This window comes from Mesorhizobium sp. B2-9-1 (assembly GCF_006439455.1).
Classification (GTDB): domain Bacteria; phylum Pseudomonadota; class Alphaproteobacteria; order Rhizobiales; family Rhizobiaceae; genus Mesorhizobium.
The window spans coordinates 34,905-53,248 of sequence record NZ_VFTP01000001.1; the positions used below are offsets into that span (position 1 = coordinate 34,905).

The 18,344-nt window shown below is 64.1% G+C and carries 20 protein-coding genes, 1 other RNA gene and 1 pseudogene; 14 read left to right on the top strand and 8 right to left on the bottom strand.

Translation table 11 applies throughout. The annotated features are described in order from the left end of the window. Positions 1-267: 267 nt before the first annotated feature. A complete protein-coding gene (locus FJW05_RS00155; RefSeq protein WP_140626862.1) occupies positions 268-696 on the bottom strand; it encodes a helix-turn-helix domain-containing protein in 429 nt (142 codons plus the stop codon). 171 nt (positions 697-867) lie between these two features. On the opposite strand from FJW05_RS00155, the gene FJW05_RS00160 reads away from it, so the two are divergent. Beyond that, positions 868-2,673 carry a chloride channel protein gene (locus FJW05_RS00160; RefSeq protein ID WP_140626864.1) on the top strand — a complete coding sequence of 602 codons (1,806 nt, stop codon included), beginning with the start codon at positions 868-870 and terminating at the stop codon, positions 2,671-2,673. On the opposite strand, the gene FJW05_RS00165 is transcribed toward FJW05_RS00160, so the two are convergent. The 4 genes from FJW05_RS00165 to FJW05_RS00180 form a co-directional block, all read right to left on the bottom strand. Further along, positions 2,670-2,897 (bottom strand): ribbon-helix-helix domain-containing protein, encoded by a 228-nt coding sequence (locus FJW05_RS00165; RefSeq protein WP_140545388.1) that lies wholly within the window; start codon positions 2,895-2,897, stop codon positions 2,670-2,672. The genes FJW05_RS00160 and FJW05_RS00165 overlap by 4 nt on opposite strands. 8 nt (positions 2,898-2,905) lie before the next feature. After that, on the bottom strand, positions 2,906-3,103 hold the full coding sequence (locus FJW05_RS00170; RefSeq protein WP_140626866.1) for a DUF4169 family protein: 198 nt from the start codon (positions 3,101-3,103) through the stop codon (positions 2,906-2,908). A 9-nt stretch (positions 3,104-3,112) separates the two neighbouring features. After that, positions 3,113-3,643 carry an SspB family protein gene (locus FJW05_RS00175; RefSeq protein ID WP_140545386.1) on the bottom strand — a complete coding sequence of 177 codons (531 nt, stop codon included), beginning with the start codon at positions 3,641-3,643 and terminating at the stop codon, positions 3,113-3,115. 116 nt (positions 3,644-3,759) lie between these two features. After that, on the bottom strand, positions 3,760-4,443 hold the full coding sequence (locus FJW05_RS00180; RefSeq protein WP_140626867.1) for a TetR/AcrR family transcriptional regulator: 684 nt from the start codon (positions 4,441-4,443) through the stop codon (positions 3,760-3,762). Positions 4,444-4,629: 186 nt separating this feature from the next. Here FJW05_RS00180 and FJW05_RS00185 point away from each other — a divergent pair, with 186 nt between their 5' ends. Then, the gene (locus FJW05_RS00185; RefSeq protein ID WP_140545384.1) at positions 4,630-5,835 is read left to right on the top strand and encodes a multidrug effflux MFS transporter; all 1,206 of its coding nucleotides are present in this window, start codon (positions 4,630-4,632) and stop codon (positions 5,833-5,835) included. A gap of 282 nt (positions 5,836-6,117) precedes the next feature. Here FJW05_RS00185 and ssrA read toward each other — a convergent pair. Further along, positions 6,118-6,478, bottom strand: a transfer-messenger RNA (tmRNA) gene (gene ssrA, locus FJW05_RS00190). A 167-nt stretch (positions 6,479-6,645) separates the two neighbouring features. Between ssrA and FJW05_RS00195 the strand changes: the two genes are divergently transcribed. Continuing rightward, complete coding sequence (locus FJW05_RS00195) at positions 6,646-6,957, top strand: DUF2853 family protein (protein WP_042644091.1); 312 nt, start codon at positions 6,646-6,648, stop codon at positions 6,955-6,957. Positions 6,958-7,321: 364 nt separating this feature from the next. Beyond that, complete coding sequence (locus FJW05_RS00205; RefSeq protein ID WP_140626869.1) at positions 7,322-8,116, top strand: thymidylate synthase; 795 nt, start codon at positions 7,322-7,324, stop codon at positions 8,114-8,116. 12 nt (positions 8,117-8,128) lie between these two features. Here the strand turns inward: FJW05_RS00205 and FJW05_RS00210 are convergent. Next, positions 8,129-8,334 (bottom strand): annotated as a pseudogene (locus FJW05_RS00210) (TOBE domain-containing protein). 166 nt (positions 8,335-8,500) lie between these two features. Here FJW05_RS00210 and modA point away from each other — a divergent pair. From modA to FJW05_RS00230, 4 genes are all read left to right on the top strand, one after another. Further along, on the top strand, positions 8,501-9,295 hold the full coding sequence (modA, locus tag FJW05_RS00215) for a molybdate ABC transporter substrate-binding protein (protein ID WP_140626871.1): 795 nt from the start codon (positions 8,501-8,503) through the stop codon (positions 9,293-9,295). Between the two features lie 22 nt (positions 9,296-9,317). Next, positions 9,318-10,022 carry a molybdate ABC transporter permease subunit gene (gene modB, locus FJW05_RS00220; RefSeq protein WP_140626873.1) on the top strand — a complete coding sequence of 235 codons (705 nt, stop codon included), beginning with the start codon at positions 9,318-9,320 and terminating at the stop codon, positions 10,020-10,022. After that, the gene (gene modC, locus FJW05_RS00225; RefSeq protein WP_140626875.1) at positions 10,019-11,131 is read left to right on the top strand and encodes a molybdenum ABC transporter ATP-binding protein; all 1,113 of its coding nucleotides are present in this window, start codon (positions 10,019-10,021) and stop codon (positions 11,129-11,131) included. Before modB ends, modC begins: the two co-directional genes overlap by 4 nt. Before the next feature lie 87 nt (positions 11,132-11,218). Next, entirely contained in the window at positions 11,219-11,569 is a 351-nt protein-coding gene (locus FJW05_RS00230) for a winged helix-turn-helix domain-containing protein (RefSeq protein WP_140545379.1), read from the top strand. A gap of 89 nt (positions 11,570-11,658) precedes the next feature. On the opposite strand, the gene cobF is transcribed toward FJW05_RS00230, so the two are convergent. Continuing rightward, on the bottom strand, positions 11,659-12,423 hold the full coding sequence (gene cobF / locus FJW05_RS00235) for a precorrin-6A synthase (deacetylating) (protein ID WP_140626877.1): 765 nt from the start codon (positions 12,421-12,423) through the stop codon (positions 11,659-11,661). Between the two features lie 141 nt (positions 12,424-12,564). Between cobF and FJW05_RS00240 the strand changes: the two genes are divergently transcribed. From FJW05_RS00240 to FJW05_RS00265, 6 genes are all read left to right on the top strand, one after another. Next, a complete protein-coding gene (locus FJW05_RS00240) occupies positions 12,565-13,581 on the top strand; it encodes a DUF4424 domain-containing protein (protein ID WP_140626879.1) in 1,017 nt (338 codons plus the stop codon). Further along, a complete protein-coding gene (locus FJW05_RS00245) occupies positions 13,581-14,099 on the top strand; it encodes a dihydrofolate reductase (protein ID WP_140626881.1) in 519 nt (172 codons plus the stop codon). The genes FJW05_RS00240 and FJW05_RS00245 overlap by 1 nt, the downstream gene beginning before the upstream one ends. Before the next feature lie 247 nt (positions 14,100-14,346). Continuing rightward, on the top strand, positions 14,347-15,462 hold the full coding sequence (hflK, locus tag FJW05_RS00250) for an FtsH protease activity modulator HflK (RefSeq protein WP_140626883.1): 1,116 nt from the start codon (positions 14,347-14,349) through the stop codon (positions 15,460-15,462). Further along, positions 15,462-16,415 carry a protease modulator HflC gene (locus FJW05_RS00255; RefSeq protein ID WP_140626885.1) on the top strand — a complete coding sequence of 318 codons (954 nt, stop codon included), beginning with the start codon at positions 15,462-15,464 and terminating at the stop codon, positions 16,413-16,415. The genes hflK and FJW05_RS00255 overlap by 1 nt, the downstream gene beginning before the upstream one ends. Before the next feature lie 5 nt (positions 16,416-16,420). Further along, positions 16,421-16,606 (top strand): DUF2065 domain-containing protein, encoded by a 186-nt coding sequence (locus FJW05_RS00260; protein ID WP_095764777.1) that lies wholly within the window; start codon positions 16,421-16,423, stop codon positions 16,604-16,606. 147 nt (positions 16,607-16,753) lie between these two features. Next, positions 16,754-18,271, top strand: coding sequence for a DegQ family serine endoprotease (locus FJW05_RS00265; RefSeq protein ID WP_140626887.1), 1,518 nt, complete (start codon positions 16,754-16,756; stop codon positions 18,269-18,271). The last annotated feature ends 73 nt before the right edge of the window (positions 18,272-18,344 follow it).

Sequence of the window (18,344 nt, forward strand, 5' to 3'; positions counted from 1 at the left end):
TGGAATCCATGCCGTTACCTTCGCCAAGGAATGCAACGGAGCAAAATTCTGCACCGAGGCGGCGCTTGCAAGTCACGGAATGGATTCTATGGTCTGCGCCGCGTCGCTTCGCTCCTAGCTCCGCCATAGAATGACGAGGTTGGGGCGGCTTCAACCCATCCCCGGCGTTTGCGCTGATTTCACGGCAATGAACGGAGATCTTGCTCTAAGACAAACGGCAACCTCTCAACATCCCTATGTCGGGGAACCAGTTGAATATCTTAGCGCCTAGGATTCTTCTTGGCGCGAGAGCAGGCGCCGCAGCATCGGCTCGATGCGCGAAAGCTCGTCGAGATGCGCGGCCGACAGTTCGGCCAGGCGATCGTCGGCCAAAGGGGTAAGCTGCAGCAAGACGCGGCGGTGATCGGCCTTGTCCTGATCGCGTATCACCAGGCCTGCCTCGACAAGGCGGTTCACCAGTTCCACGGCGCTGTGGTGGCGGATGCGCAGCCGCTCGGCGAGATCGCCCACTGCCACCGGTCCGCCGCCTGGAAACCCCTTGATCGCCAGCAGCGCCTGGTGCTGGCGCGGCGTGAGGCCCGCCTCGTTGGCCTGTACCTGGCTGAATTCGAGAAAGCGGCGGATCAGATAACGGAACTGCGACAGCCGCTGGTAGTCGGCCTGGCTGATGGCGGGGCGTGGTTTCGGCGGCGTCATTTCCCGTCTTATGGTCTTTTCCTGCAAAAGCTCAACTGGCCGTCGCGATCCTTGTCCAAAATGACGCGGCGCAGCGATTGAAAACAGCCTTGCAGGTTTATATCGTGTTACGATATGAGGCCACCTGAAACCGGACGCTCTTCGCGCCGTCAGAAAGTTCAGGCTCCCAAAATGAAATCCGCTCGTGCCGGCAACGGCCATCTTCGCGACTTCACGACCGACCCGCGCGTGCTGTTTATTGCAGCCATCGCCGTGGTGGTGGCGACCGCCGGGCTCTTCGCCGGCATCGTGCTCCTGCAGCTCATCCGGCTTGCCACCAACATCGCCTATTTCGGCCAGTTCTCGCTGGCCGAGCTAAGGCTCGAGGACACGCCGCTTGGGCTGGCCGCCGTGATCGTGCCGGTGATCGGCGCGCTGATCATCGGCCTGATGGCGCGCTTCGGCAGCGAGAAGATCCGCGGCCACGGCATTCCCGAAGCCATCGAGGCAATCCTGCTCGGGCGCTCGCGGCTCGATGCCAAGGTCGCGGTGCTGAAGCCGCTATCGTCGGCAATCTCGATCGGGTCGGGCGGACCGTTCGGCGCCGAAGGCCCGATCATCATGACCGGCGGCGCCATCGGCTCGCTGATCGCGCAGATGCTGCCGGTCAGCGACAATGAGCGCAAGACGCTGCTGGTGGCGGGTGCAGCGGCCGGCATGACGACCGTGTTCGGCACGCCGATCGCCGCCATCATGCTTGCGGTCGAACTGCTTTTGTTCGAATGGACGCCGCGCAGCTTCATCCCGGTTGCCGTCGCGGCAATCGTTGCGGAAGTCGAACGCAGCCTGCTTCACCTGCCGAGCCCGATCTTTCCGTTCTCGGGCAGCATGGATTCATCGATCGCCGGGCTGGGCGGCTGGGTGCTGATCGGCATTGCCGCCGGACTTCTTTCAGGACTGCTGACGCAATTGGTCTATGCCTGCGAGGACGCCTTCCTGAAGTTGCCGATACACTGGATGTGGTGGCCGATGATCGGCGGCCTGGTGGTCGGCATCGGCGGACTTATCGAGCCGCACGCGCTCGGCGTCGGCTATGACAACATCGCCAACATGCTCGAGGGTCGCACCGTCGCCACCGCCGCGCTGCTGCTTCTGGTGGTGAAGGCCGTCATCTGGTCGGTTGCGCTGGGATCCGGGACCTCGGGAGGCGTGCTGGCGCCGCTGCTCATCATGGGCGGCGCGATGGGCGCGGTGCTCTCGGGCATCTTGCCTGAGGCAAGCCCCGGATTCTGGCCACTGCTGGCGATGGCGGCGACGATGGGCGGCACCATGCGCGCGCCGCTGACCGCGACCTTTTTCGCCACCGAGCTCACCGGCAACACGCATGTGCTGGTGCCGCTGATCGCGGCCTGCGCCACCGCGCATGCGGTCACCGTGCTGTTGATGAAGCGCTCGATCCTGACCGAGAAGGTGGCGCGGCGCGGGCACCATCTCGTGCGCGAATACCGCGTCGATCCTTTCGCCCTGACCAGGGTCAAGGAAGTGATGACGACCAAGGTCGAGAGCGTGCCGGGAACGATGACGCTGCATGGCGCGGCAACCTTCCTGACCGCTCCGGACACGCGGCATCCGAGCTTCCCGGTCATCGATGAAGCGGGGCATGTGCTCGGCGTCATCGATCCGCCGGCGATCCTGCGCTGGCGTCGTAACGGCAAGCACCGCAAGGCGACGCTCGGCGAATTGCTGGCCGGCAGCAAGATCACGCTCGCCTATCCGGACGAGTATCTGGAGGCGCTTTCCGATAAGCTGCTCACCGCCAATGTCTCGCATCTGCCGGTCGTCTCACGCGAGGATGAACGGCTCGTCGGCTATATCGGCTGGAAAGACATGATGCGGGTAAGGTCGAAAAAGCAGGCGGAGGAGCGCGACCGCACCGCATTGCTGAGCTTTGGCGCAAGGCGCAAGACGCAACAAAGCGTCAGCGACAACGCGGTCTAGGGCGCGGCGGCGCCGCGTTTGGCCCAGGCTAGCACATAGAGCCTCAGCGCGGATGACAGGTTTGCGTCGCGGGTCCGAGTCTCGTCGATCTCCGCGACCAAGGCCGCGAGCGACAGCGAGCGCTCGGCGGCGATGGCGATGAGGTCGTCATAGAAGGGCTGTTCCAGGGAAAAGCTGGTGCGGTGACCGCGGATCGTTACCGAACGTTTCTCGACCGCGGCCATTGCAGGACTCAGCGCTCGCCAGGGTCGTCGGGTTTTTCCCGGCGATGGCCGGCTACGAATTTCTCGGCCTTCTGCGATGTCAGCCTATCACGCTCGCGCTCTGTCTTCGAGCGGCCGTGCAGCGCCCGGTTCTCGCCGGCCCGGCGTTCCTTCTCGGTGCGCGCTTTCTGCTTGCGGGCCTGGCGGAGATTGATGACCTCGCCCATGGCGCCGGGCTACTTCTTGCGGAAGGCGTCGAGCGAAACGACGTCGGCGCCCTTGGCGCCTGTCTCGGCGACCGCCTGCTTCTTTTCGGCCTCGGCGGCCTTCTTCTTGGTTTCCGCCTTCTTCTCGGGGACGACGGCGACCGGCTCGGGGGCCGGAGCGACGGCCTCGTCTTCGGCGCTTTCCGTCTTGACGTCGAATTCGAGCTCGAAATTGACCGACGGATCATAGAAGCCGCGCACGGCGGAGAAGGGGATTTCGAGCTTTTCCGGCACGTCGGAGAAGGAAAGCCCGACCTCGAAGCCGGCATCCGTCACCTTGAGGTCCCAGTACTGGAACTGGATGACGATGGTCATCTGCTCCGGATAGCGCTCGCGCAGCCTGGACGAGATGCGCACGCCCGGCGCGCCGGTCAGGAAGGTGATGAAGAAATGATGATTGCCCGGAAGGCCGGTGCGCGCGACCTCGGCCAGGACCTTGCGCATGACGCCGCGCAGAGCCTCCTGGGCCAGAATGTCGTAGCGGATGTGGTCGTCGGCCATCTGATGGTCGGGTTCCGTTGAATCGTCCGCATAGCTGTAATCAAGCTTGAGCGCGGCGTAAACCGCATATAGGCGCAAAGCCGCGAGGCCAAGAGGGGTGTCGGCGATTTGATGGCTCAGGCGTGAGCGAGCGCAGCCTGTTTGCCGGCCGGCGATTTCCTTCTGGCGAAGGCGCCGAGAAAGGTCCGCACGCCGTTCGTGGCCGAGCGCAGCACCTCTTCCTCGGTGGGCACGCCGCCCAGCATGAAAGTGATCTGAAGCTCGGCGTTGACGAGGGCGAAGAACTGACGCGCCGCGACGTCGGGGTCGCCGATCGACAAGTGGCCGGCGAAGGCAAGCCGGGCAAAGCGCGCGGCAAGCGCCGACCAGGTACGGCCCGGGCCTTGCTCGCGCCATTCGGCAAACAGCTCCGGACAACGCTCGCCTTCGGCCTGGATCAGCTTGCGCAGGAAACGGCCATCGCGGTTGCAGATGCAGTTGCGGTTCATGCGCACGGCGAAGGCGACAAGGTCGGCTTCCAGGTTCGTCGGCTGGTCGGGGAAGCTGGCGATGGTGGCGAAGATGCCGGCATTGCAGCGCTCCGTCAGGTCGCGCACGACGGCGACGAACAGCTTTTCCTTGTCGCCGTGATGGTTGTAGACGGTCTGCCGCGAAACGCCGGCCTCGGCCGCGATCAGGTCGATATTGGCGCCGGCATAGCCTTCGCGGCAGAAGACGGAAGCGGCAGCGTCAACCACCGATACGCGCTTGGCCTCGTGGCTGCGTGGCGGGAAAGTGTCAGGAGAAACGCCGGGCTTCATGAAAATCTATATAGCGGCGATTGACGAATTGGACAAGCCTGTCTAAATTTGTGGACACAATAAAGGAAGCCCGCACGGAAGGGGCGAAGAAATTCGCCCTTGGACGTAGGATTTCCGCGGGATGGAACGTCCTGGGTTCAGACGCCGGCATTTTGCGGCGGCAACCAGATCCGAAAGAGCCTTATCATGAGTCCCAAATTCCTCCGCATCGCGGTCGTGCTCGGCTTGTTGTCCGCGATCGGCCCATTTGCGATCGATATGTATCTTCCCGCGCTGCCTTCGATCGGCCAGGACCTGCATGCCGGCACTGCCGCCGTGCAGATGAGCCTTCTGATCTTCTTCCTGTCGATGGGTTTTGGGCAGATCGTCGTCGGCCCGATCTCCGACATGGTCGGCCGCAAGGCGCCGCTTTATGCCGGCCTCGCGCTGTTCATGGTCGGCGGCGTCGGCTCGGCGATGGCGCCGACCATCGAGTGGCTGATCGCCTTCCGCTTTCTGCAGGGGCTTGGCGCCAGCGCCGGAATGGCGGTGCCGCGCGCCATCGTGCGCGACCTGCACACCGGCAACGAGGCCGCCAAGCTGATGTCGCTCTTGATGCTGGTCTTCTCGGTGTCGCCGATCCTGGCGCCGCTGACCGGCAGCCAGATCATCGAGAGCTTCGGCTGGCGCGCCGTGTTCTGGACGGTGACGGGCGCGGCCGCCTTGGCCACCATCCTGCTTGCCACCTCGCTCAAGGAGACGCGGCCCGTCGAAGAGCGCGCCGGCTCATCCTTCGGCACGGCGCTTGCCGGCTACCGCTACCTGATGGGCGACCGCAACTTCCTCGGCCTCGTGGCTATCGCCGGCTTCGGCATTGCGAGCTTCTTCGTCTATCTGTCGAGCTCGTCCTTCATCCTGATCGACCATTACGGCCTGTCGCCGTCGGTCTACAGCGTGTTCTTCTCGATCAACGCGGTCGCGTTCATCGGTATGTCGCAGCTGACCGGCTTGCTGGCCGACCGCTTCGGGTTGAAGCGCGTCGTCTGGGTGGCGGTCACCGGCTATGCCACGGTGATGGTGGCGCTGTTTGCGATCATGGCGTCCGGCGTCGACCGGCTCGACGTGATGGCCGCGCTGCTTTTTGTCGGCTACGGTTTCCTCGGCCTCGTCATCCCCACCACCTCGGTGCTGGCGATGGAAGAGCATGGCGAGATCGCCGGCACGGCCTCGGCGCTGATGGGCACGCTGCACTTCGCCATCGGCGCGCTGGCGATGGGTGTCGCCGGCCTCTTCTTCGACGGCACGCCGCTGCCGATGGTGGCCGGCATCGCGCTGTGCGCCGTGATCTCCTTCACTCTGGCCAAGCTAACGCTCGGCCGCGCGCGGGAAGCGGTCGAAGCGCCGGCGGAGTAGGACAGCCGTTGAGAAGATAGAAAGGCCGGGTCGCTCCCGGCCTTTTTCATGTGCCTCGCGAAGCTGTTTGATCGAGGGCGAAGCGCACCCGTTCATCGACCGGAGCGAGAGGCAACGGTACCAGGTCGTAGCCGAGCTCCGCATAGAGGTCAGCACGAAAAATCGATCGGTATCGTTTTGCATCGCCTGTCCATGGATGATGGGCGGCAAGGCTGTGCCCGCGCATCAGGCGCCGGACGAGCCTTGGCGTTCGGTTGACTGGGGAGAAGCAAGGAGGGGGAAGGTGGAGGTTTCTGTTGCCAGGTACCTCCGAACCCCGCCTAGAAGTGCGAACCCCTAGGGCTTGATTTGAAGCGTTCGCGCCGCATTAAGCAGCGAGACGAGCTTCCGCATAGTTGTCGTTGGCAACTATAAGTTTAGCCCGATAACGGTGGTACAATGCCGGGCAAAAGTACGATCTTTACACCTTCGTCGATCCTATTTCGCCCCCAGCAAAAGCCGCTCCGTCAACCAGAGCGGTTTTTGGTGGAGGCGCCGGGTACCGCCCCCGGGTCCGAACGGCTTATTTCATCGCCTGTTTATCGCCATAGTCGGTCAAGCCGACGAACCGTATATAGGGAGCGGCGAGGGAAAAATAAAGGCCAAAACCGGCGCTTATCCGGTTGTGCCAAACGGCAGCCAAGGGTTGACTTGCGCGCCTACTCAATCAAATCTCGCTCCCGGTGAGGAGTCTCTGACCTAGCGCACAGGTTGCGCGGCGCGCCACAACCCTCATCGACCGGATCCGTGGCGCCGACGAGGGGAAGTTTGATGGCCGACTATCTTGCGGATGTGAAGAAATATGATGCCGGCGCCAGCGCCGACGCGGTCGATAAGATCGTCAAGCATCTGGGCATTGCGCTCAGGAACCGCGATTCCTCGCTGGTGTCCTGCACCGACCCGAAGGAACTCGACCGCGTGCGGGAGAACTGGATCGGCAAGAAGCTCGGCATCGCCGATGCCGCAAAGGCCAACGCCTCGATCGAGAAAACCTGCAAGGCGATGCAGGCCGACAACACCAAGAGCCGCGTGACCTTTTACTACCTGGTCGCCAAGGATCTCGGCAAACTCGGCTCCCTCTGACGGTCGCGCGTCGGCTGGCGAAGACTGGCGCGGCAAGGCTGTCGCGTCGGATTTGAATTTACGTCACGGGGCATCAGCGCTGCCCCTCATTTGGCTGCCGGCATCCTCTCCCCGTATAGTGACGGGGAGAGGGGCTGTCTTAGGCGGTTTCGCCAACCGTCAGCGTCGCAAGAAACGCTGCAGCGCGGCAGCCAGCCCTTTCTCCCCGTCACTATACGGGGAGAAATGCCCGGCAGGGCAATGAAGGGGCGGCGCAAACGTTTGGAAGTGTAGTGGTGCACAGGCGCTAATGGCGCCGTTTTGGTGTGTCCGGACACCTGGCTATCGGTTATTATCGGCTATTACTCGAATCGAGGCAGAGCCGATGCGCCAATATCTCGACCTGTTGAAGCATGTGCTGGAGAATGGCATCGATCGCGGCGACCGTACGGGTACCGGCACGCGCTCCGTGTTCGGCTACCAGATGCGCTTCGACCTTTCGCGCGGCTTTCCGGTTACGACCACGAAGAAGCTGCATCTGAAGTCGATCATCCATGAGCTTTTGTGGTTTCTGGCCGGCGACACCAACATCAAATATCTCAACGATCATGGCGTCACCATCTGGGACGAATGGGCCGACGAGAATGGCGATCTCGGGCCGGTCTATGGCAAGCAGTGGCGCTCATGGCCGGACGGGCATGGCGGCGAGATCGATCAAATTGCGGGCCTTTTGAAGGAGATACGCAAGAATCCCAACTCGCGCCGGCTGATCGTCTCGGCCTGGAACCCGGCCGAAGTCGAGGCGATGGCGCTGCCGCCCTGCCACTGCCTGTTCCAGTTCTATGTCTCGGAAGGCCGGCTTTCCTGCCAGCTCTACCAACGCTCGGCCGACGTCTTCCTCGGCGTGCCGTTCAATATCGCTTCCTATGCCTTGCTCACCCTGATGGTGGCGCAGGTAACCGGGCTGAAGCCCGGCGAGTTCGTCCACACACTCGGCGATGCGCATCTTTATTCGAATCATTTCGAGCAGGCGCGCGAGCAGATGCGGCGCACGCCCAAGGCCTTGCCGACGATGTGGGTCAATCCGGAGGTGAAGGACCTCTTCGCCTTCCGCTTCGAGGATTTCCGCCTCGAGAATTATTTCGCGGACGCGAGTATCAAGGCGCCTATCGCGGTGTGAGCCAGCTTCGGCTCAATCGATGCCAACCGTGACGTCCGAGGCCTTGATCACCGCATAGGCTTGCTTGCCCTTCTCGATCACGAGGCCGGCGACCGCTTGGTGATTGACGCGGTGACGATGACGCCGCCGCCGATGTCCATCCTAACATGCGAAGTGGTGGCTTCCTTGACGATCTCGGTCACCTCACCCTTGTGGATGTTGCGGGCGCTGATCTTCATGCGTCCCTCCTTGAGCTTCGCCCTTCCGTTTCGCATTCGCCGTAGGCTGAGATCGCGCCGGCGCACAATGCCGCGACAGGTGAAAAGCCTTCCCTTGTTATGTTCATACGGATATATCGGTCCAAGGCTTTTGGCGGTACGGATTTTGGAACCAGGGAGAGACTTCATGACGGGCAAGGGTTTCGGGTTGAAGGCGATCGCCACTGGCGGTCTGGCGGCGATGTTGATGGCGGCGGTGCCGGCGGCCCATGCCGACGACAAGGTGGTGGTGTTTGCCGCGGCCAGCCTCAAGGACGCGCTCGACGCGGTCAACAAGGCCTGCGAGCCGGAAGTCGGCGAAGCAGCGACCATTTCCTACGCGGCGAGCTCGGCGCTCGCCAAGCAGATCGAAGGCGGCGCGCCGGCCGACATCTTCGTCTCGGCCGACCTCGACTGGATGAAATATCTCTCCGACAAGAAGCTGACCAAGCCTGATACCGAAGTGAAGCTGCTTGGCAACCAGATCGTGCTGGTGGCGCCGAAGGATTCCGCGGTCGAGACCAAGGTCGAGAAGGGCTTCGACCTCGCCAGGCTGATCGGCGACGGCAGGCTTGCCATGGGCGATTTCAAGGCCGTGCCGGCCGGCAAATACGGCAAGGCGGCGCTGGAATCGCTGGGCGTCTGGTCGTCGGTCGAGGGCAAGATCGCGCAGGCCGAGAATGTGCGTGCAGCTCTCAAGCTGGTGTCGACCGGCGAGGCGGCTCTGGGCATCGTCTACGCCACCGACGCGCATGCCGAAAAGGGCGTCAAGGTGGTCGGCACCTTCCCGGAAGATTCGCATCCGCCGATCATCTACCCGATTGCCCAGACCGCCGATTCGAAGGACAAGGATGCGGCGGCCTTCCTGAAATGCGTCGAGTCGGCCAAGGCCGCCGACCTGTTCAAGGAGCAGGGCTTCACGGTCCTCGCACCGAGCAACTGAGAAAGACCGCGCAAACACAATCATGAACTGGCTGCTGGACCTCACTCCCGACGAATGGAATGCGGTGCGGCTGTCGATCAAGGTGGCGACGGTGGCGATGATCGCCAGCTTGCCGCCGGGCATCCTGATCGCGCTCCTGCTCGCGCGGGGGCGTTTCTGGGGCAAGACGCTGCTCAACGGGCTGGTGCATCTGCCGCTGATCCTGCCGCCGGTGGTGACCGGCTATCTGCTCTTGCTCACCTTCGGCCGGCGTGGTCCGGCCGGCGCCTTCCTTGCCGAGCATTTCGGCATCATCTTCTCGTTCCGCTGGACGGGCGCGGCACTGGCCTGCGGGGTCATGGGCTTTCCGCTGATGGTCCGGGCCATCCGGCTCTCGATCGAGGCTGTCGACCGCAGAATCGAAGCGGCGGCCGGCACGCTCGGCGCCAATCCGCTCTGGGTGTTCGCCACCATCACACTGCCGCTGATCCTGCCCGGCCTGATCGCGGGAGCAATCCTTTCCTTCGCCAAGGCGATGGGCGAATTCGGCGCCACCATCACCTTCGTCTCCAACATCCCCAACGAAACGCAGACGCTGCCCTCGGCGATCTACACCTTCACGCAGGTGCCGGGTGGCGATGAAGGCGCGCTCAGGCTGACGCTGATCTCGATCGTCATCTCGATGGCCGCGCTCATCGCCTCGGAAGTGCTGGCGCGGCGGGTCGGCCGGCGGATGGACATCGAATGACGCTCTCGGCCGACATCAGCCATCGCCTGGGCGATTTCGCCGTGGAGGCCCGTTTCGAGAGCGCCGGCCGGCTGACGGCGCTGTTCGGGCCGTCGGGTTCGGGCAAGTCGACGCTGATCAACCTGATCGCCGGCCTGATCCGCCCGGACAAGGGGCGTATCTCGGTCGACGGCAATGTGCTGGTCGACACCGCCGCGCGCATCTTCGTGCCCATGCACAAGCGGCGCATCGGCATGGTGTTCCAGGATGCGCGGCTGTTCCCGCATATGAGCGTCGCCGGCAATCTGCGCTACGGCCGCTGGTTCACGCCGTCTTCCGAGCGCTACGCCAAGATGGATGCGGTGGTCGACCTGCTCGGCATCGGTCACCTGCTCGACCGGCGGCCGGCGAAACTGTCGGGCGGCGAAAGGCAGCGCGTCGCGATCGGCCGCGCGCTGCTTGCCAGCCCGAAACTGCTTCTGATGGACGAACCGCTCGCCTCGCTCGACGAAGTGCGCAAGGCCGAGATCCTGCCTTACATCGAACGGCTGCGGGACGAGACGAAGATCCCGATCGTCTATGTCAGCCATTCCGTCGCCGAGGTGGCGCGGCTGGCGAGCGACGTCGTGGTGCTTTCGCAGGGCAAGGTCGCGGCCGCGGGGCCGACCGAGGCGATCATGCGGCGGCTCGACCTGTTGCCGGCGGAGGAGCGCGGCGAGGGCGGTGCGGTGCTCGATACCAAGGTGCTGCGTCACGACGAGGTCTTCGGCATGACGGTGCTTGCCTCGCAGGCCGGCGAAATCCGCGTGCCGAAACTGGCGCGGGCGGCGGGCGCTCCGGTGCGCATTCGCATCCGCGCCCGCGACGTGATGGTCGCCACCGAGAAACCCGCCGGCCTCAGCGCGCTCAATATCCTGTCGGGAACGATCGTCGGCATGAAGCCGGGCGAGGGGCCCGAGGTCGAAATCGGCATCGATTGCCATGGCGCGGTTGTGATCGCGCGGATCACCGAGCAATCGCGGCAAGCGCTTGGCCTCAAGCCGGGAAGCCAGGTCTTCGCGGTCATCAAGACGGTGAGCTTCGATCGCGCAAACACCGGCGCCGGCCTGCCGGCCGAAGTCGGCGTTTGAGGATCTCGATCATGTCGCTATGTATATTTGGAATAGCGCTCCCCTCCCATAGGGACTATTGTCGTGCGTGGAATCCGAGGAGATGAAATGCCGTCGCTCAGCCTGCGGATAAATCTCGACCCCGATGGCCGGATCGGCCCGGGCAAGATCGAATTGCTGGAGCAGATCGCCGCCTTCGGCTCGATCTCGGCCGCGGCGCGCGGCATGGAGATGTCCTACAAGCATGCTTGGGATCTGGTCGAGGACATGAACCGCGTGTTCGGCAAGCCGCTGGTCGCGGCGCAGACCGGCGGCCGCAAAGGCGGCGGCGCGCAACTGACATCGGCGGGTTTGGCGGTCGTCAGCCGGTTTCGCGCCATAGAGCGCGCCGCTTCATCGGCCGCCGCCGTCCATATGCGGGCCCTGCAGGCGGAGATCGATGCTGGAGTAGGGGAGTAGGGGAGTAGGGGAGTAGGGGAGTAGGATGTGATGTCCTGGCCGCCTGCGCATGCGATGTGCGCCCCCTATTGCCTGACTCCCCTACTCCCTTACTCCCCTGATTTTCTCAGCAGATAGATGTCCATGATCCAGCCCTTCTTTCCTCTGGCGTCTTCGCGAACCCTTTCGATTTCGGCACCCACGTCGCCTAAGCGTCCGGAGATGACGATCTCGTCGGGCGTGCCGAGATAGGCGCCCCACTGGATGAGGACGTCCTGGTCGGCAAGCGTGTTGAAGGCGCATTTGCCGTCGAGCATGACGACGGTGGAGCCGGCGTTCGCGGGCAGCCCTTCTTCGGTTAGCCGGCGACCAGTCGTCACCAGGATCGAATCGCCGATGCGGTTGAGCGCAGTCGCGTGGGCGGCGGCCAGCGCCTGGATCGCGGTGATGCCGGGGATTACCTCGAGCTCGAAACCGACATTGCCTCTCAGGCGCACGCGCTCGAGAATACGCAGCGCGCTGTCATAGAGCGACGGATCGCCCCAGATCAGGAACGCGCCGCAGCCGTTTTCGGCAAGCTCGTCGCGGATCAGAGCCTCATAGATCTCGGCGATCGCCTCGTGCCAGTCGTCGACCGTCACACGATAGGACGATGTCGGCTCGGCCCGAACCGGCACATCGAACTCGACCCGGCGCGATTTCGGATTGGTGACGAAGCGGTCGCAGATCTGCCGGCGCAAATCGGCAAGATCGTTCTTCTTCGCTCCCTTGTCGGGAATGAACAGCACGTCGGCGCGGTTCAGGCCGTCGATGGCCTGGACCGTCATGTGGTCGGGATTGCCGGCGCCGATGCCGATGACGAGAAGCTTGCGCATGGCGATCTCCTGCCCGATCGGCGGCGCGGTGTCCAGAAGTACCCGTATTGACCAACGAAGGGCTTTGAAACGCCGTCCTGAAACGGCTAGATGGAACTGCGCATTCGGCTGATCCCGGTATTGCCGCAGAGAGGAGGGTCCATGTTACGCACCGTACTGACCGCAGCGCTGGCGCTCGTGACTGCCCCGGCCTTCGCCAATGATTCCGTCGCCGAACTCGGCACCGGCGGGCTGATCCTGTCGCGCAGCGACGCCGTCGCCATGCAAAGCGAGGACCTTTTCATCTCGCCGGAGAAGGTGACGGTCGACTATGTGTTCCGCAACAACACCGACAAGGATGTCAGCTCCATCGTCGCATTCCCGATGCCCGACATCGAAGGCGATCCCAACGAGATGCCGGCCATCCCGGAAGCGCAGAGCGACAATTTCCTCGGCTTCGAGGTGACGATCGACGGCGTCGATGCGAAGCCGCAGCTGGAACAAAAGGCGCTGGCGCTCGGCATCGACATCACCGCCGATCTCAAGGCGCAGAACATGCCGCTCTATCCGTTCGGCGACGCCGCAAAGACGGCGCTGGCGAAGCTGCCCAAGGATGTCGCCAAGGACTGGGAAGACCGCGGCATCATCATCGAAGATACCGCCGATGACGGCTCGGGCATGCAAGCCGCTTACGTGCCCTTCTGGCAATTGCGCTCGACCTACTGGTGGCGCTCGACCTTCCCCGCCAACAAGGAGGTCCATGTCTCGCACCGCTACAAGCCCAGCGTCGGTGGCACGTCCTCGGTCAGCTTTTTCTTCGACGGACAGTTCCAGAAGCCGCAATACGACACCTACAAGACCCGCTACTGCATGGACGGCGCGTTCGAGAACGCGGTGCGCAGGGCCGCGAAGGAAAATCCCGACGGCTATCCGAAATATTACGAGAGCCGGATCGCCTATATCCTGACCACCGGCGGCAACTGGGCGGCCGGAACGATCGGCAATTTCAAGCTCACCATCGACAAGGGCAGCCCCAAGAACCTTGTCTCCTTCTGCGGCGACAATGTCAAAAAGGTCGGGCCGACGACGTTCGAGGTCACCGCGAAGGATTTTTATCCCGAGCACGATATCGACATCCTTCTGCTCGAGCCGTCGGACAATGGCGAGAACGGCGGCTGATGGATATCGCGATCTATGTCGCCATCGCCGAAAACGGCGTGATCGGCCGCGAAGGCGGCCTGCCGTGGCGGCTTTCCACCGATCTCAAGCGCTTCAAGGCCGACACGATGGGCAAGCCGATCATAATGGGCCGCAAGACCTATGAAGGCATCGGCCGGCCGCTGCCCGGTCGGCTCAACATCGTGGTGACGCGCGACAAGACCTGGCGCGCCGAGGGCATCGAGGTGGCCCACTCGCTGGAGGACGCGATCGCTCTGGCCAAGGTGCGCGGCCGCTGCATGGAGGGAGCGGAGGAGATCTGCGTGGTCGGTGGCGGCGAGATCTATGCCCAGGCCTTGGCGCTTGCCGACCGGCTGCATGTGACCCATGTGCTGGCCAGCGTCGATGGCGATGCGCATTTCCCGCCGATCGATCCAAGCATCTGGCGAGTCGTCAGCGCCGAGGACTTTCCTGCCGGCGAGAAAGACAGCCACGCCACGCGTTACACGGTTTACGAGCGCCGACGCGACGATCGTTGACGACGACAAAGGGTCGCTACCCGTCCAAATCGCACGGGGACGATGGCACATCGCGTTGAAAGCGGGTCAAGGCGTCCCTATAGAAGAACGGTGTTGCAGCGGCGCGCGTCCAACCGGACGCGCAAGAGGCCGCCGTAATACTTTGATTTTGGGGCATGATTCCTTTTCGAAAACCGATATGGGTTTTCGTGGTCATGCGCTAGGATTGCGCCGCAAGGCCTGAGGGAACCGAAGCGAAAGGACATTCATGCCCTGGAACGACAAGAGCGGCGGCGGCGGCCCATGGGGCGGCGGCGGCAATCAGGGGCCCTGGGGGCAGGGACCGAAAGGGCCAAGCGGCCCGCAGGGTTCGCCCCCCGATCTCGAGGACATCATCCGCCGCGGCCAGGACAGGCTGCGGCGCGCGCTTCCGGGCGGCGGCGGCGCCAGCCCGGCCGTGCTCGGGCTGATCGCGCTGGCCCTCATCGTGCTGTGGGCCTTCAAGGCGATCTACACCGTGCAGCCCGACGAGGTTGCGGTCGAACTGCGCTTCGGCCAGCCGAAGACCGAGCTTTCGCAGCCGGGCCTGCATTTCCACTGGTGGCCGATCGAAACGGTCGAGACTGCCAAGATCTCCGAGCAGCTCGTCAGCATCGGCGGCGGGTCGAGCAGCGGCTCCGGGCTGATGCTCTCCGGCGACCAGAACATCGTCAACGTGCAGTTCTCGGTGGCCTACCAGGTCTCCGATCCCAGAGCCTATCTGTTCGATGTTTCAGATCCCGACGGCATGCTGACCCAGGTCGCCGAGAGCGCCATGCGCGAAGTCGTCGGCCGGCGGCCGGCGCAGGACATCTTCCGCGACGACCGCCAGGGTATCGCAACCGGGGTGCGCGAGATCATCCAGGGCACGCTCGATGGCTACAAGACCGGTCTCCAGGTCAACGCAGTCTCGATCGAGGACGCGGCGCCACCGCGTGAGGTGGCCGACGCGTTCGACGAGGTGCAGCGCGCCGAGCAGGACGAGGACAAGTTCGTCGAGCAGGCCAACCAGTATTCCAACCAGAAGCTCGGCCAGGCGCGCGGCCAGGCGGCTCAGGTCCGCGAGGACGCCGCCGCCTACAAGAACCGCGTCGTGCAGGAGGCGGAAGGCGAGGCGCAGCGCTTCATCTCCGTCTACAACGAATATGCCAAGGCGCCCGACGTCACGCGCAAGCGCCTCTACCTCGAAACCATGGAGAGGATCCTGAAGGACTCCAACAAGGTCGTCGTCGAGCAGGGCAACGGTCAGGGCGTGCTGCCTTACCTGCCGCTGCCGGCATTGCAGCCGAAAGCGCAGCCGGCGCCGGCCCCTCTGAGCGGCGTCACGACGGGAGGCAACCAGTGATGGCCAACCGTCTTCCCATCGTCGCCGTCATTGCGGCTGTCCTTCTGTTCCTGCTCTACTCCTCGGTGTTCGTGGTCAATGCCGGCCAGCAGGCGATCGTGCTCAGGTTCGGCGAGATCATCGACGTCAAGAGCGAGCCCGGCATCTACTTCAAGGCGCCATTCGCCTTCTTCGATGCCGACAGCGTGCAGATGGTCGAGAAGCGGGTGATGCGCTTCGATCTCGACAACATCCGCGTCCAGGTCTCGGGCGGCAAGTTCTACGAGGTCGACGCCTTCATCGCCTATCGCATCTCGGATCCGCGCACGTTCCGCGCGGCGGTGTCCGGTCAGGTTGAACTGGCCGAGGCACGGCTGCGGACGCGTCTCGATGCGGCGCTTCGCCGTGTCTACGGCCTGCGCGACTTCGAGGCCGCGCTTTCGGAAGAGCGCGGCGTGATGATGCGCGAGGTGCGCGATCAGCTTCGCCCCGATGCGACCTCGCTCGGCCTCGACATCGAGGATGTGCGCATCCGCCGGACCGACCTGACGGCGGAGGTCTCGCAGCAGACCTATGACCGCATGAAGGCCGAGCGCCTGGCGGAAGCCGAGCGTCTGAGGGCGCGCGGCAACGAGGCGGCGCAGCGCATCAGGGCGCGGGCCGACCGCGAGGTCGTCGAGATCGTCGCCGAGGCGCAGAAGGAATCGGAGATACTGCGCGGCGAGGGCGAGGCGCAGCGCAGCGCGACCTTCGCGGACGCCTACAAGCGCGATCCGGCCTTCTTCGATTTCTATCGCTCGATGAATGCCTATGGCACGGCGCTGGACAGCACCGGAACGACGATGGTGCTCTCGCCTGAATCCGAGTTCTTCCGCTACTTCCGCGATCCGGACAGCAAGCCTCAGCCCGGGCAGCCGGCCGCGCCCGCGACGCCGCCTGCCGCACCGGCCGCGCAACCCGGCACCGCCCAGTAGCGGCGGTGCAGGACTTTGTCGCGGCGATCGGGCTGGTCCTGGTGATAGAGGGCCTGGTCTATGGCGGGTTTCCGGGCCTTGCCCGGAAACTGGCGAGCGAAATGCAGTCGATGCCCGAGAACGCGCTGCGGTTCGGAGGGTTGGCGGCAATCGCGGTTGGCGTCGCCATTGTGTGGCTGGTTCGCGGCTGATGAAATTCATTGGTACCGCGGCGACGGACGATTTATCCTGAGAAGACGGGCATAGCCGCAAACGTGCCGTATTTCTTGCCAACATGAACCGGACAGGGCGTCTTTGCGGAAAACGCCTGTCCTTTTCAGACACACCGGGAGGCCACGATGATATCCGACACCCTGTTGCGCGCGGCGCGGCGCATGGTCTTCGCCGGCGCCACCGCATTCGCGGTCGGCATTGTTGCCGTCCCGTCCTTCGTCACACCGACGATCGCCTCCGACGGGCCGCCTTCGGTCGCCGATCTCGCCGAGCACCTGCTTGGCGCGGTGGTCAACATCTCGACCTCGCAGACGGTGAAAGGCACGGAAGGGCCGGGCGCGGTGCCGATGCCGCAGCTGCCCGAGGGCTCGCCGTTCCAGGACTTCTTCGACGATTTCTTCAAGAATCGCGGCGGCGACAAGGGCGGCGCCGCGCAGAAGGTGCAGTCGCTCGGCTCCGGTTTCGTCGTCGACGCCGAGCAGGGTATCGTGGTGACCAACAACCACGTCATCGCCGATGCCGACGATATCGAGGTCAATTTCTCCGACGGCATCACGCTGAAGGCGACGCTCGTCGGCACCGACACCAAGACCGATGTCGCGGTGCTGAAGGTCGACCCCAAGGGTCACAAGCTGACGGCGGTGAAATTCGGCGATTCCACCAAGATGCGGGTCGGCGACTGGGTGATGGCGATCGGCAATCCGTTCGGCCTGGGCGGCACGGTGACGGTCGGCATCGTCTCGGCGCGCAACCGCGACATCAATTCCGGCCCCTATGACGACTTCATCCAGACCGACGCCGCCATCAACCGCGGCAATTCCGGCGGCCCGCTGTTCAATGCCGAGGGCGAGGTCATCGGCATCAACACCGCGATCATCTCGCCGTCGGGTGGCTCGATCGGCATCGGTTTCTCCATCCCCTCGCAGCTTGCCGCCGGCGTCGTCGACCAGCTTCGCCAGTATGGCGAGACGCGGCGCGGCTGGCTTGGCGTGCGCATCCAGCCGGTGACGGCGGACATCGCCGAAAGCCTCGGCATGGCGACCGCAAAGGGCGCGCTGGTGGCCGGTGTCATCAAGGGCGGGCCGGTCGACAACGGGTCGGTGCAGGCCGGCGACGTCATCATCAAATTCGACGGCAAGGATATCCATGAAATGCGCGACCTGCCGCGTGTTGTGGCCGAAAGCCCGGTCGGCAAGGCGGTCGACGTCGTCATCGTACGCAAAGGCGTCGAGCAGACCGTCAAGGTGACGCTCGGACGGCTGGAGGACGGCGAGAAGCTGGCCAGCGGCGAGAACGGCAATACCGACCAGGACAAGGGCGACAAGGCGACGCCTCCGGTATCGACGGCCTCGGTGCTCGGCATGACGGTCGGCGAGCTCAACGACCAGACACGGCAGAAGTTCGGCATCGCGGCCGATGTGTCCGGCGTGGTCATCACCGACGTCGCCAAGAATTCGGCGGCGGCCGAGCGCGGCATCCAGCCCGGCGAGGTGATCACCGAGATCGCGCAGGAATCGGTCGGCACGCCCAAGGACGTCATGGACCGGATCGGCGCATTGAAGGAGCAGGGCCGCAAGAACGCGCTCTTGATGCTGGCGTCGAAGACCGGCGAACTGCGCTTCGTGACGATCCGGATGGATTGAGAGCGATGGAGACCGCGGCCGACTTCCTGCGCCGGCAAGCGGGCAACGCATCTGCCTGGGATTTTGCCAAGGT

What these genes read in the sequence shown, in the direction of transcription:
- FJW05_RS00155 (WP_140626862.1), bottom strand. Translation starts at nt 696, where the DNA reads ATGACGCCGCCGAAACCACGCCCCGCCATCAGCCAGGCCGACTACCAG.
- FJW05_RS00160 (WP_140626864.1), top strand. Translation starts at nt 868, where the DNA reads ATGAAATCCGCTCGTGCCGGCAACGGCCATCTTCGCGACTTCACGACC.
- FJW05_RS00165 (WP_140545388.1), bottom strand. Translation starts at nt 2,897, where the DNA reads ATGGCCGCGGTCGAGAAACGTTCGGTAACGATCCGCGGTCACCGCACC.
- FJW05_RS00170 (WP_140626866.1), bottom strand. Translation starts at nt 3,103, where the DNA reads ATGGGCGAGGTCATCAATCTCCGCCAGGCCCGCAAGCAGAAAGCGCGC.
- FJW05_RS00175 (WP_140545386.1), bottom strand. Translation starts at nt 3,643, where the DNA reads ATGGCCGACGACCACATCCGCTACGACATTCTGGCCCAGGAGGCTCTG.
- FJW05_RS00180 (WP_140626867.1), bottom strand. Translation starts at nt 4,443, where the DNA reads ATGAAGCCCGGCGTTTCTCCTGACACTTTCCCGCCACGCAGCCACGAG.
- FJW05_RS00185 (WP_140545384.1), top strand. Translation starts at nt 4,630, where the DNA reads ATGAGTCCCAAATTCCTCCGCATCGCGGTCGTGCTCGGCTTGTTGTCC.
- FJW05_RS00195 (WP_042644091.1), top strand. Translation starts at nt 6,646, where the DNA reads ATGGCCGACTATCTTGCGGATGTGAAGAAATATGATGCCGGCGCCAGC.
- FJW05_RS00205 (WP_140626869.1), top strand. Translation starts at nt 7,322, where the DNA reads ATGCGCCAATATCTCGACCTGTTGAAGCATGTGCTGGAGAATGGCATC.
- modA (WP_140626871.1), top strand. Translation starts at nt 8,501, where the DNA reads ATGACGGGCAAGGGTTTCGGGTTGAAGGCGATCGCCACTGGCGGTCTG.
- modB (WP_140626873.1), top strand. Translation starts at nt 9,318, where the DNA reads ATGAACTGGCTGCTGGACCTCACTCCCGACGAATGGAATGCGGTGCGG.
- modC (WP_140626875.1), top strand. Translation starts at nt 10,019, where the DNA reads ATGACGCTCTCGGCCGACATCAGCCATCGCCTGGGCGATTTCGCCGTG.
- FJW05_RS00230 (WP_140545379.1), top strand. Translation starts at nt 11,219, where the DNA reads ATGCCGTCGCTCAGCCTGCGGATAAATCTCGACCCCGATGGCCGGATC.
- cobF (WP_140626877.1), bottom strand. Translation starts at nt 12,423, where the DNA reads ATGCGCAAGCTTCTCGTCATCGGCATCGGCGCCGGCAATCCCGACCAC.
- FJW05_RS00240 (WP_140626879.1), top strand. Translation starts at nt 12,565, where the DNA reads ATGTTACGCACCGTACTGACCGCAGCGCTGGCGCTCGTGACTGCCCCG.
- FJW05_RS00245 (WP_140626881.1), top strand. Translation starts at nt 13,581, where the DNA reads ATGGATATCGCGATCTATGTCGCCATCGCCGAAAACGGCGTGATCGGC.
- hflK (WP_140626883.1), top strand. Translation starts at nt 14,347, where the DNA reads ATGCCCTGGAACGACAAGAGCGGCGGCGGCGGCCCATGGGGCGGCGGC.
- FJW05_RS00255 (WP_140626885.1), top strand. Translation starts at nt 15,462, where the DNA reads ATGGCCAACCGTCTTCCCATCGTCGCCGTCATTGCGGCTGTCCTTCTG.
- FJW05_RS00265 (WP_140626887.1), top strand. Translation starts at nt 16,754, where the DNA reads ATGATATCCGACACCCTGTTGCGCGCGGCGCGGCGCATGGTCTTCGCC.